This window comes from Glaciibacter superstes DSM 21135 (genome assembly GCF_000421145.1).
GTDB classification, from domain to species: domain Bacteria; phylum Actinomycetota; class Actinomycetes; order Actinomycetales; family Microbacteriaceae; genus Cryobacterium; species Cryobacterium superstes.
Map to the genome: position 1 here is coordinate 97,319 of NZ_ATWH01000004.1, position 12,413 is coordinate 109,731.

Below are 12,413 nucleotides of genomic sequence, written 5' to 3' on the forward strand. Positions count from 1 at the left end.
CTCCCGAAACTTAGCCTCAGTCCCCGGGGTCGCTGTGAAACCAGAGGGCATCGTTCTTCAGTGCAGAATTCCGTTGCGCACTGTCGAACGCTTTAGACAAAGGTGTCGAGCCGAGGTGCAAGCTCCTTCGCCTCCAACATGAGCATCGAACCGATCTGATGCAACCGGCTTCCCGAGCAGTGCGAGGATTGAAGCGCCACCGCTATCGCGCCGTGCACCCTCCCCTTCGTATCGCGAAGCGGAGCTGCGACACCCGCGATGCCGCGTTCGCTTTCGTCGAGGCTCACCGCGTAGCCGCGCCGAAGCACGGACGTAAGTTGACGACTCAACTCGAACAGATCAGTTACCGTTGCCGCATATAACGCTGGTAGCCCATGAGGATAGAGTGCCGCGAGTTCAGCCGCGGCCAGATGCGCGAGTAGCGCACGACCCCCCGCAGTGGTGTGCGCCGGCAGCACCATGCCCTCTTTACTATCGATCCGGTCCGGGTCCTCACCCTCAATGCCGCTAAGAAAACGAACGCTGGGCCCCTGGAGCACCATCAAGTGCACTGTTTCTTTCGACTCAGCGCTGATCTTTGCGAGAGTGCCCCGCGTCACCGCGCGTAGGTCCGGCGTGTTTGGATTTTCGGGCAACGACGCGAACGAAGGCCCCAGGCGATATCGTTTGGCCGCGTCTTGCACCGCAAAGCCGTGATAGACCAACATGGAAAGCATTCGATGCGCCGTTGAGGGTGCCACGCGCAGCTTTCGGGAGGCCTCAATAACCCCGATTCCGTTACCGAGCTGACCACCCATCACATTATTCGGGGCGTATTCGACGGCCCGGTTGCGGAGCAGGTGCAAAAGACGCAACGCATTGTCGACAGATTCAATCGGGTACGTCACGACCTTGGGTGAATTCTGCATAGTAGAATCATAGGCGCGAAACTAAGTCACCACAATGACGCAGTGCATAGCCTGATTGACAAGGCATCAACAGCAGCGACCAACGAAGGTCGCCAGCCGCATCGGAGGTTTTATGTCTGAAATTGAGTACACCGTGCAGATCAACGCACCCGTCGATGAGGTCTGGAGTTTCATTGAGGACTTCCAAAACTGGGCTCGCTTCGTGATCGGCTACCAGAAGATGGAGTTAGTCAACGAGAAGCGTTCTACGTGGACGTTACGCGGCGACGTTGGAATGCTCGCGCGCGAGGTAGACATTCAGGTCGACATCACCGAATGGATGCCGGGTGAGCGAGTCGAATTCCAACTTACCGGGCTTACAGAGCGCATTTCCGGGTCCGGCTCAATGGTCATGACCGCGGTGCAACCCGGTGAAAAGGTTATTGAGGGCAGGGTAGACGCCGACGGGAGTAGTCCATCCTGGGGCAAACGACTCCAGGCAAAGGTGGCGCGTTCCGTCATTGATCGCGCCACGACTGATGGCGGCCATGCCGAGGTCACGAACGAACCCGATGTACCCTTCGAAGGCGAGTCATCTCGCCTAACCGGAAGACTACAGTTGCAACCGGGCGGCGCGATGGCGCCAATGCTCGATATGTTGATGGCGCCAATGCTGCAACCTGCTGCTGAAGATCTCGTACGAGGTATCCGTGGGGCATTGGAGAAGAACGGGAGCGCTATGCGCTGAACAGATGCTGTCTGTCGTTAACCACTGTTGCCACAGCAAGCTTGTGCCATGCTTTATCTCAATCACATCACGCTAGTACTCAGGAGTTCTCTTGACAGTTGCTGCTGAGACACCATCGGATCAGGGCTATCCCATTAGTTCGGTCGACAATGCGCTGCGTCTCCTCGAGCTGTTTGCACAAGGTACGCCGAGTATCCGGGTTGCCGAGGCCAGTCGGATACTCGGTGTCGCGCGCTCCACAGCTCACCGGCTGCTCCAGGTATTAGCCGTTCGAGAATTTGTCCGGCAAGATCCAGACAGCCGCGTGTATCTCATTGGGCCAGCCCTCATCCGGTTGTCCATCGCTGTATCACGCGGATTAGATCTCGCCACGGTCGCGCGCCCCATCATGAGCGATCTCGTCGAGACAACGGGCGAAACAGTCCACCTCGTGGTGCTGCACGGCGCCGACGCCTTTTTTCTCGAATCGATTGAAACATCAAAGGGCCTTCGAGTCGGCGGCCGCGCGGGACAACTGCTGCCCGCTTATGCCACCGCAAGCGGGCGTGTATTGCTCGCAGAGTTCAGTGCAGACGAATTGCACCACCTGTTGCAGAGTCCAACGCTACCTCGGTTGACGCCCCACACGGTTGGGCAACGATCAAAGCTTGAAAGCATACTCGCAGACACCCGCCAGCGCGGATATGCGACCTCATATGGGGAGAGCGAGGAGGACGTGTCGTCTGTTGCTGTCCCGGTGCGACGGCACGACGATAGCGTTATTGCTGCGTTGGCAGTCGGAGCACCCCCCTCTCGTCTTTCCGACGATGACGCGCCAGCCATCGCGAAAGCGCTGCAGGCCGCGGCCCGTCAAATCAGTGATCGTCTCCCCTGAGCAACATCACTCGGTGCAGGGTTACGCTGCATTCTTATTCACCCCGCTGAAGACGCCTCGCGGCATCTTCAGCGGGGCGCTTTTCGAGCCGCGCGCTAACCCCTACTCTGCACGTGGGTCCTTGGGATGAAGAATCCGATCACGGTGCAGACAGTTGCGGCGACTAAGCCCAAGATGAAGATAAGAGAGAACGACGCGACGATATCGTCGCCAGCGGAAGCAGCGATGATGGCCCCAGCCACGACCGAAGCGGCGGTGGTACCAAAGGACCGCATGAGCGTATTCACTCCGTTTGCGGATCCGATCTCGTTCTTCGGAACCGCGCCCATGATGAGTGCGGGCATCGCCGCATAACCGAGTCCGACACCCGCCCCAATCACGATGTTCGCGACCACAATCGTCCACACCTGTAATGGCATGAAGAGACACACGAGATAGGCGGCAGTAATCACCATTGCTCCGGCGATCAATAAGGGTCTTGGCCCCGCGGTGCGCCCGACTCGCCCCGCGATCGGCGACATAACGAGCATCGCAAGACCGGCGGGGACCAGCACCAAACTAGCGGAGAGCAAATCTAGGCCGAGGCCGCCCACCACTCCCGGAAGCTGTAGGAGCTGCGGAAACGCGACGCTTGATGCAAATAAGGCGAAACCCATCGCGACAGATGCCAGGTTCGTGGTCAATACCGTCCTACGGACGCTCACTCGTAGATCGACGAGCGGGTCGTCGATACGCAGCTCGTGCCCTGCCCAGGCGACGAGCACGATGAGGCCACCGATTAGACAGCCGAGCACCCCCGCAGAGTTCCAGCCCCAGACATTGCCTTGAGACACGGCAAGTAGAATTCCGCTGAGACCCACCGTAAGGCCAATTACACCAACGACATCAATGCGGCCCCGTTGCGAAACTCCACCGTCCGGCACCACCAAGTACACCAGGACAAAGTTAATCAGCGCAAGAGCCGCAGCGACGAGAAAGAGCACGTGCCAATCGGCGTTTTGTACCACCACTGCGCTGACCGGAAGACCAATGGCTGCACCGACGCCGAGCGTCGCGGAAACCAAGGCGATAGCGGTCCCGAGTCGCCTGGTGTCAACCACGTCACCCAGCAGCGAGATACCAAGTGGAATGATGCCCATGCCAAGTCCTTGAAGAGCGCGACCCAAGATCATCGTGCCCAAACCGGGGGCAAGTGCGCAGACAAGGGAACCCAGGAAAAGCACGCCAAGCAGAACGAGTGCAACCGCACGTTTCCCATACATATCGCCGAGCTTGCCGGAGATGGGAACCGAAATAGCAGAAGAAAGGAGCGTGACCGTGATCACCCAGGCCGTTGCCGATGGACTCGCCCCGAGCAGACGCGGCAGCTCCCCCTGGATCGGCATGAGAATGGTCTGCATGAATGATGCGCCCATGCCGGCGGATGAGAGCGCGCCAACCGCAAGGTATTGCCGAGCTCGGCTATATAACAAAGCGCTGCTCAGATGCGGAAGCTCTCGAGCACCGAGCTCGGGAACAGGTCCTCGACCTTGAGTAGCTCCTTGGTCAGGCGCTGCTCATGGGCATAGGTCATGAAAGCTTCGAGCGTCTTGAGATTCGCGTCCACACCATAGGGCCATAGATCCGGCCCCAATACTTTGGTAGCCGCCCGGGCAGTCGTTGGACCCCACGGCACCGGAATGTGCGGCGCTGTGCCACTGAGCATGCGCTTAACGCTACGATCCTTCGCTTCAGTGAAGGCGGTGACCAGGTTCGGGGCGAGCCAGGGATATCTGTCGAAAATGTCCTTGCGCATGACGAGTAGGTGCATAATCGGGAAAATGCCGGTGCGTCGGTAGTAGTCTTCCTCAACAGCGCGGACGTCCGAAAACAGCTGGACGATGCGACCAGACCCATCCTCGGCGGCCTCGGGCGCGTGCGGAACGACCATCGCGTCGAGATCTCCGTCCAACATAAGTTGATTAAGAGAGCGCTCTCGTTCGGCGCGAACGCTCACGCCATCTGGCAATCCAACCGGTAGCGTCTCAATACGACCAGGCTCGTTGATTCCGCCCTGAACCCAATCAATGCCGGTGAGATCAATCCCGAATTCGCTCTGCAACAGCGCACGCTGATAAACGGTCGCCGTCACGGTCCACTCGGGAAACCCAATCCGCGCACCAACTAGGGCCGATGGATTGTCTACCGGACCATCCGCCCGCACGTAGATGCCGGAGTGCCGGAACGACCTGGAGGGAAAGACTGGCAAGCCCACCACGGAATCGTCCCCCGCACCGCGCAACGAACAGTACTTCGCCAGCGAGAGTTCGGTGATTTCCCATTCTCGGAACTTCGTGAAGCGGAAGAATATCTCCTCCACTTCGTGATGCACCGTTCGCAAACGTACGCCATTCACCGGCACGACACCGGAGGAGATGTCACGTACCTGATCCGATTCGTTGATTGCCAGGGTCAGTTCAACACGCTCGTCAGCGCCACCCGAGTATCCAGTGCTCATAGGAAATTCGACCCGCCATCTACTACCATCGTCTGTCCCGTAATAGCGCTCGCCGCCGAAGAGGCCAGAAACACCGCCGCGCCGACGATGTCCCCTGGCACCAAACGGCGTTTGATCGATTGACCGCCAACAATTTGCTCGACCGCCTCTGGACGCGCGGAGTCTCGCGCGATGCCAGTGTCCACGGAGCCCGGCATGATCACATTCACGGTGACACCGTCGGGGCCGAGCTCACGAGCGAGCGAACGCGTGAGTCCCACGAGGCCGGCCTTCGACGCGACGTAGTGCAGATAGTTGGGCCGTCCGCTGAGCACGGTCGCGGACGAAATATTGATGATCGTGCCCGAACCCTGCGCTCGCATATGTGCTGCTACTGCCTTTGTGCAGAGAAAAGTTCCCGTGAGATTGACATCGATGACCTTGCGCCACTCCGACGCAGATATTTCGTCGAATGGCTTCATCGTGAGTGTGGAGAAGATTGCAGCACTGTTGAGCAGAACATCCAGGCGGCCGAAGGCGCCGAGAGCCACCTTGACCGCGGTCTCGACGGCTTCTTCATCCGCCACATCGACCCCGATGCCTATCGCCCGACCACCCACCGCAATAATTTCATCGGCAACAGCTTGAGCCTGACGCTCATCGAGGTCCGCGACCGCAACTGCCGCGCCGGCCGAGGCGAATCTCAGTGCAAACTCACGCCCGATCCCTTGACCACTACCCGTAATAAAGCTGGCCTTGCCCAATAGCGGTTGCTCAGTTGATGTGGTCTCCACACTCATCCCCGTTCCTAATTCTCCTCGAAGAGTCAACCGTCTATTTCAGAAAGCCTTGACTCCGCTGCGTCGTGGAAATAGCATCTCATATGTTCGACGTTGCGGGCTAGCATTCTGCATACCCGAACATATGAATATCAGTCGAACTCAAAGGAGGGCTTAAACACGATGTCGGAGAGTTATGACGGAGTCATCATTGGAGCGGGCCAGCACGGCTTGATCCTTGGCACCTACCTAGCGAAGCTCGGTCTAAAAATTGCGGTACTCGAACGGCGGCTGCAGTTTGGCGGTGGTCTGAGCACCATCGAGCCGGGCCCCCCTGGTTTCTACCAAAACCCGCATTCGATCAACCATTTCAACATCACAAACGCCCCATGGTTCAAAGATCTGGGACTCTCGGCGACGGTGAACTACGTCACGCCGCAGTACGAGTTCGCCCAGCCGCACCTTGACGGCTCTTCATTGGTGATCTCCCGCAGTCTTGAAGAAACGGTCGCTTCGATTGCGCAGTTCTCGAAGAAGGATGCGGAGACGTTCCGTGACTGGAACAGTCGCTCCGAGAAGATCAGTAACGCCATATTTCTCGCCGAGCGTTATTCGGAACCGCTCTCCGAGTTGGAACGTGAAGAACTACTCAGCAAGAGCGCGATCGGCCGAGACTTCCTCGAAATTATCGAGCACCAGCCGCTCGATCTGATCAAGGAAATGTTTGAGCACGAGAAGGTTCAGCTGCTCATGCTGTTCAAGCTCTCCCTGTTCGGTACCGTGCTCTACGACAGCGTCACGGAGAAAAGCCCAATGGGTGCTGCCGTGCGCGCCTTCGATCTTTCCGCAGGCTACCAAGTTTGCGTGGGGGGTAGTTGGAACTTGGCTCGTGGCCTCCACGAAGCCTTCATCCGTGCTGGCGGTACGTACATCAACAAAGCCGAGGTCTCGAAAATTGTCGTCGATGGAGACAAGGCCACCGGTGTCGTGCTCAGTGATGGTCGCGAGATCGGCGCTCGTCAATTCGTTGCGAGCTGCATCGACGTGCCGCAGACTTTCAATAAGCTCGTCGGTCGAGACCAGATGTCTACCGAATACCTCACTAAGGTAGACAATTTCAAGCAAACGGCATGGGGCCTTTTCGGTATTCACCTCGCACTCAACGAGGCACCCCGCTACATCGGCTCAGACTTCAACCCCAACATTAACCACGCCTTGAAGTACAACGTCGGCGCAGAGACGATGGAGGACCTCTTCGGCCTGCATGCTCAAGTGGCAGAAGGTCGCGTACCCGATCTGGTCTCGTTTGGCACCGGACACATTACCCAATTCGATCCATCTCAAGCGCCGGAGGGGAAGTCCACGGCCTACGCCTGGTACGCGGTTCCCTACGCCCCCGACGGAGACCCGAAGAGCATCATGTCGAGGAAGGACGAGATCACAACCAAGGTGATGGATGTCTGGCGGCAATACGCCCCCAACCTGACAGAAGACAACATCATCGATTCCTGGGCGTACACGCCCTACGAATACACGGAAGAGTTCCCCGAGATGGTCAACGGTGACATCTTTATCGGCTCGTTCGCTGGTGAGCAGAGCATGTGGAACCACTTTGGATACCGCACACCGATTAGCAACCTCTACATGGCGGGATCACCCACCCACCCGGGCGGAGCAATCTCTGGCGGTGCCGGCTACATCGTTTCACAAATCATCGCGGATGACCTTGGGCTGACCCCCTGGTGGGACCCGATCGATGTTCGCGAAGCAATGAAGAACGCTGCTGAGCAGGCTCCCTGACCGCACGCCCAACATTAAGAAAAGGATCTTCATGGGATTCGTAGGTAGGACAGCATTTATCACCGGCGCCGGAAACGGTATCGGCAAGGACATGGCGAAACATATCGTCGCAAACGGCGGAAACGTCATCATCGCAGATGTCGACGAAGCCGCTGGACGAGCTGCAGCGACGGAAATCGGAGCGGATCGTGTCCTCGCTGTACACTGTGACGTTGCAGATCAGAACTCGGTCGAGTCCGCGGTCAAGGCCGGTGCAGAGCGCTTCGGCGGGCTAGATATCCTGGTCAACAATGCTGGACTGCATCTCACAAAATGGAATGTACCCATCACCACGTTGGACGAAGATGCTTGGAAACTCATCCTGGGCGTCAACGTCATCGGCATTGTGAATTGTGCACGGGCGGCCCGGCCATTTCTCGCGGAGGGAAAGAGCCCTGCGATTGTTAGTCTCTCGTCAATCACGGGTTATCTTTCGAATACGGTCTACGGCATCACCAAACTCGCGGTACGAGGGCTCACGGTCGGTCTGGCAAGCGAATTTGCACCCGATGGTATTCGGGTAAATGCGATCGCGCCCGGAGCAATCGCGTCGGAAAATGCCTTGGCAGAGTTGGCCGAAAACGATGTGATCAATCAGATGATCAACAACTATCAGCTCATTCACCGAGGCGGGACGACAACCGATATTGTGCAGGCGATGGAGTTTCTCTGCACCGACAGCGCGAGTTTCATCACCGGTCAGACTCTGCAGGTCTCCGGCGGCTTCCCGCTCTACATCTGAGTGCGAGAAACATCGGGTCCAGGTTCGCGCGTATCTAGTGTTACTCGATGTGCGCGGACCTGGCCGCTAGTCAAGATCGTGGTCACGCCATAGACATTCTCTTGTGAGATACCCACTAAACGGGGTCGCGGCAAGACGTGAGCACACCGCAGCACCACCCGTCGCAGCCGTGATGGCCACCACTGGCGGGTCCGCAACGACCGCGTCCATAACGGCGGCACCATCACCGTCCGCTGCGCCGGGCCGAGGTGCCTCACTGAAATGTGAGCGCGTCGGGAAACGCCTCTCCGCCCACCGGATCAGGCCCGCGACCTTGGAATGCGTGAACGTGGAGTAGGCGTCATCGACGACCAACCTGACACGGTCCTCGATCGGCAGGCCCATGCTGAGTGTCTCGTCCTGGGTGTCGATGGCCTTCAGCAACTCGCCCGCGTTCATCTCGCGCAGCTTGCGTTTGGTTTCCCCATCCAGCCGACTCATCGGACCCCTCCGGCGTAGTAGGCGACGCCGCGCACGTATCCGCCATTGTCACCCTCCGGCGCATCGGGGACGGGGCCGGTGTTGTCTTGCCCGGCGTCGAGGATTGGTCGCAGGTGCGCATATCACGGCGATCGAATCGGCCCCCGCAAAGCGAATGCGCAGGCCGCTTCCGCCCGCGATGGGGTCACCCCGGCCCGGCCCAGCTCGCAGCAATAGCCCTGCCCGACAAACCCTGGTTGCGAAACTGCAAGACAAGTTTCGCCCTGATCTTTCGTACCATTACCGATACTCCTCGACCACGTGGCCGTCACATGTGGAAGGAGCTTTTCAGGTGGCTCTCGCTCACACCAACAGTGGCTCTGAACGACGCGATCTGGGGTTTGGAGCAGTGGTGCTGGACCCCTCAGAGGCGAATATTCAGTGTTACTCGATTTGCGCGGACCTGGGAGCGTCAAGCCCCGATGATGTCCTATGGTTACAACTCTCGATGAATAGATCCCTGTCCAAGGAGACGGATTTGGCATCGTTTCGGTTAGCCTGCCGAACTGTCAGGACTAGCTATGCCTAGTCAAGGTCGTGGTCACTCCGTGGACATTCTCTTGTGAGATATCCACCAAACGGGGTCACGCCAGAGCGGGGTGAGGTAGTCGAGGGTTGAGTGCACCCGTTTCCGGTTGTAGTAGACCTCACCCTCGGCATCAACAGTTGCGCAGCCGCTGACGGGCATCCTTGCCGTCAATCCGGCCGGGCCTGGTTACCGTCATGGTGCTAGACCCGTTCCCAGACCGCGGCGAGGCCCTGCCCGCCACCGATGCACATGGTCTCCAGCAGGTAGCGGCCGTTGTCGCGCTGCAGCTGGCGGGCGCCGGTGGCGAGGATGCGCGCGCCGGTGGCGCCCACCGGATGCCCGAGCGAGATGCCCGATCCATTCACGTTGGTGCGCTCCCAGTCGGCTTCGGTGAAACCCCATTCGCGGCTGACCGCGAGCACCTGCGCCGCAAACGCCTCGTTGAGTTCGATCAGGTCCATGTCGGCGAGGGTCAGCCCGGCGCGTTCCAACGCCTTCGCCGAGGCGGGAACCGGCCCGATGCCCATCAGGGTGGGGTCAACGCCGGCGCGGGCCCACGATACCAGCCGCACCAGTGGGGTGAGGCCCAGCTCTGCAGCCCGCCCCGGCGTGGTGACGATGCACGCCGCTGCCGCGTCGTTCTGCCCACTCGCGTTGCCTGCGGTGACGGTGGCGTCGGCATCCGTCTTCACCATGATCGGACGCAACCCTGCCAGCGCCTCGATGGTGGTCTCCCGCGGTGTCTCGTCGGTGTCGACGATCACGACGGCGCCCTTCCTGCCCGGCACAGAGACCGGCACGATCTCGTCGTCGAAGCGCCCATCGGCCACGGCACGGGCCGCCCGCTGCTGGGAGCGCAGCGCCAGTGCGTCTTGCTCGGCGCGGTCGATGGAGTAGTCACGGCGCAGGTTCTCCGCGGTCTCGATCATGCCGCCGGGGATCGGGAAGCGGGTGCCGCCCGCTGTCTCCCTTGCACGGCCGAGCGCGTCGCGCAGCAGCACACCGGTGGTGCCTGAGAGCCCCCAGCGGGAATCGACAGTGTAGATCGGCGCCTGGCTCATCGAGTCGACTCCGCCGGCGATCGCGACGTCGCTCACCCCGGTCTGCACCTGCATTGCCGCGTCGAGGATCGCCTGTAGCCCTGAACCGCAGCGGCGGTCGAGCTGCACTCCACCGACGGTGACGGGGAGACCCGCGTTAAGGGCGGCGACCCTGGCGATCGGCGGCGCCTCGGCCGATGGGTAGCCCTGGCCGAGGATGACGTCGTCGACGACCGAACCGTCCAGGCCAGTGCGCGACATGAGCGCGGCGATCACGGTGGCGGCGAGTTCCACTGGCGCGACCGCCTTGAACACACCGCCGAACCGCCCGATCGGGGTTCGCAGCGGCTCGCAGATCACGACCTCCCGCATGGCCGTCATGAGCCGGCCTCGTCTTCCGACGACAGGATGGTGGTGATGACCGTCGGCGCGCTCTCCACGATCAGTGGAACGCCGGTCGCCGCCTGAACCTCTTCGACGGTGAGACCAGGGGCGACCTCACGCAAGACGAGGCCGGCATCCGTCACATCGATCACGGCGAGATCGGTGATGATGCGCGTGACGACCTTCTTGCCGGTCAGCGGCAGGGTGCACTCCGGCACGATCTTGAACGACCCGTCCTTCGCCGTGTGCTCCATCACGACGATCACGTTGTCGGCGCCGTGCACGAGGTCCATCGCGCCGCCCATGCCCTTGATCAGCTTGCCGGGGACCGCCCAGTTGGCGAGGTCGCCAGCGGTCGACACCTGCATGGCACCGAGCACGGCGACGTCGATCAAGCCGCCACGGATCATTCCAAAGCTCTGCGAGGAGTCGAAGTACGCGGCTCCCGGGTTGACCGTGATGGTCTCCTTGCCCGCGTTGATGAGTTTCGGGTCTGCCTCCCCCTCCCACGGATACGGGCCGACGCCGAGTACACCGTTTTCGGAGTGCAGGATCACGTGCACGCCCTCCGGGAGGAAGTTGGGTATCAGCGTCGGCAGACCGATGCCGAGGTTCACATAGCTGTCCGGGGCGAGTTCCTGAGCCGCCCGTGCCGCCATTTCGTTGCGTGAAAGTGCCATCTCAGTTGCCTTCCTTCGCAGTGTCCAATGTCGCAGTGTCCAATGTCGCAGTGTCCAATGTCGCAGTGTCCGATGTCGCAGTATCCGATGTCGCAGTATCCGATGTCGCAGTGTCCGATGTCGCAGCGGATGCCGCACCCGGCTTGGGCCGGGTGGTCACCTTTTCGATCGGCAGGTCGGATGCCTCGTCCGGGCTGAGCTGCACGATGCGGTCAACGTATATGCCCGCGAGGTGCACTTCGGCTGGGTCGATCTCGCCCGGCTCGACCAGTTCGTCGACCTCGGCGATCGTGATCCGGCCGGCCATGCCCGCCGGCGGGTTGAAGTTGCGTGCCGACTTCTCGAACACCAGGTTGCCGTGCCGGTCTCCCCTGGCCGCTCGCACCAGGGCGAAGTCGGTGACAATGGCCTCCTCGAGCACATACTCGGTCTCTTTACCGAAGGTGCTGAGAATGCGGGTCTCCTTTGGCGGCGACTTCACCGTCACCTCGCCGTCCGGGCCATAACGCCACGGGAGGCCGCCCTCTGCGACCATCGTGCCGACACCGCTGGCGGTGAAGAACGCCGGGATGCCGGTGCCGCCGGCGCGCAGCCGCTCGGCGAGCGTGCCCTGCGGAGTCAGCTCCACCTCGAGCTCACCACCGAGGTAACGGCGGGCGAAGTCCTTGTTCTCACCGATGTATGACGCGATCACCCTGCTGATTCGCCCGGCAGCGAGTAGCTCACCAAGCCCCCAGCCGTCGACACCGCAGTTGTTGGACGCGACGCGAAGGTCGGTCGTTCCCTGGGCAAGCAGTGCACGGATCAGCACGATCGGCACGCCGACCAGGCCGAACCCGCCCACCGCCATCGATGAGCCATCGGGGATGTCGGCAACGGCCGCGGCCGCGGAGGTGTACGTCTTGTCCATAGAGCT

Annotated in this window: 12 protein-coding genes; 4 read left to right on the forward strand and 8 right to left on the reverse strand. The window is 60.5% G+C overall.

Going from position 1 to position 12,413, the window contains the following annotated elements:
* Window positions 1-92 precede the first annotated feature (92 nt).
* Window positions 93-908 carry an IclR family transcriptional regulator gene (locus K323_RS0106465; RefSeq protein ID WP_084697066.1) on the reverse strand — a complete coding sequence of 272 codons (816 nt, stop codon included), beginning with the start codon at window positions 906-908 and terminating at the stop codon, window positions 93-95.
* A 112-nt stretch (window positions 909-1,020) separates the two neighbouring features.
* Here K323_RS0106465 and K323_RS28800 point away from each other — a divergent pair, with 112 nt between their 5' ends.
* Both K323_RS28800 and K323_RS0106475 read left to right on the forward strand, forming a co-directional pair.
* Window positions 1,021-1,635 carry an SRPBCC family protein gene (locus K323_RS28800; RefSeq protein WP_022884474.1) on the forward strand — a complete coding sequence of 205 codons (615 nt, stop codon included), beginning with the start codon at window positions 1,021-1,023 and terminating at the stop codon, window positions 1,633-1,635.
* A 91-nt stretch (window positions 1,636-1,726) separates the two neighbouring features.
* The gene (locus tag K323_RS0106475; RefSeq protein WP_022884475.1) at window positions 1,727-2,509 is read left to right on the forward strand and encodes an IclR family transcriptional regulator; all 783 of its coding nucleotides are present in this window, start codon (window positions 1,727-1,729) and stop codon (window positions 2,507-2,509) included.
* Between the two features lie 95 nt (window positions 2,510-2,604).
* Here the strand turns inward: K323_RS0106475 and K323_RS0106480 are convergent, their stop codons facing one another.
* The 3 genes from K323_RS0106480 to K323_RS0106490 form a co-directional block, all read right to left on the reverse strand.
* On the reverse strand, window positions 2,605-3,924 hold the full coding sequence (locus K323_RS0106480; RefSeq protein WP_022884476.1) for an MFS transporter: 1,320 nt from the start codon (window positions 3,922-3,924) through the stop codon (window positions 2,605-2,607).
* 65 nt (window positions 3,925-3,989) lie between these two features.
* Window positions 3,990-5,006 carry a substrate-binding domain-containing protein gene (locus K323_RS0106485; RefSeq protein ID WP_022884477.1) on the reverse strand — a complete coding sequence of 339 codons (1,017 nt, stop codon included), beginning with the start codon at window positions 5,004-5,006 and terminating at the stop codon, window positions 3,990-3,992.
* Entirely contained in the window at window positions 5,003-5,785 is a 783-nt protein-coding gene (locus tag K323_RS0106490) for an SDR family NAD(P)-dependent oxidoreductase (protein WP_022884478.1), read from the reverse strand. The genes K323_RS0106485 and K323_RS0106490 overlap by 4 nt, the downstream gene beginning before the upstream one ends.
* Window positions 5,786-5,947: 162 nt before the next feature.
* Between K323_RS0106490 and K323_RS0106495 the strand changes: the two genes are divergently transcribed.
* Both K323_RS0106495 and K323_RS0106500 read left to right on the forward strand, forming a co-directional pair.
* Window positions 5,948-7,564 (forward strand): phytoene desaturase family protein, encoded by a 1,617-nt coding sequence (locus K323_RS0106495; RefSeq protein WP_022884479.1) that lies wholly within the window; start codon window positions 5,948-5,950, stop codon window positions 7,562-7,564.
* A 31-nt stretch (window positions 7,565-7,595) separates the two neighbouring features.
* Window positions 7,596-8,345, forward strand: coding sequence for an SDR family NAD(P)-dependent oxidoreductase (locus K323_RS0106500; RefSeq protein ID WP_022884480.1), 750 nt, complete (start codon window positions 7,596-7,598; stop codon window positions 8,343-8,345).
* A gap of 66 nt (window positions 8,346-8,411) precedes the next feature.
* On the opposite strand, the gene K323_RS28805 is transcribed toward K323_RS0106500, so the two are convergent.
* From K323_RS28805 to K323_RS24630, 4 genes are all read right to left on the reverse strand, one after another.
* Window positions 8,412-8,825, reverse strand: a complete 414-nt coding sequence (locus tag K323_RS28805; RefSeq protein WP_022884481.1) for a hypothetical protein — start codon at window positions 8,823-8,825, stop codon at window positions 8,412-8,414.
* A 768-nt stretch (window positions 8,826-9,593) separates the two neighbouring features.
* The gene (locus tag K323_RS0106510) at window positions 9,594-10,814 is read right to left on the reverse strand and encodes an acetyl-CoA C-acetyltransferase (RefSeq protein WP_022884482.1); all 1,221 of its coding nucleotides are present in this window, start codon (window positions 10,812-10,814) and stop codon (window positions 9,594-9,596) included.
* Complete coding sequence (locus tag K323_RS24625) at window positions 10,811-11,497, reverse strand: CoA transferase subunit B (RefSeq protein ID WP_022884483.1); 687 nt, start codon at window positions 11,495-11,497, stop codon at window positions 10,811-10,813. The genes K323_RS0106510 and K323_RS24625 overlap by 4 nt, the downstream gene beginning before the upstream one ends.
* A 1-nt stretch (window position 11,498) precedes the next feature.
* Window positions 11,499-12,407, reverse strand: coding sequence for a CoA transferase subunit A (locus tag K323_RS24630; protein ID WP_022884484.1), 909 nt, complete (start codon window positions 12,405-12,407; stop codon window positions 11,499-11,501).
* Window positions 12,408-12,413 lie beyond the last annotated feature (6 nt).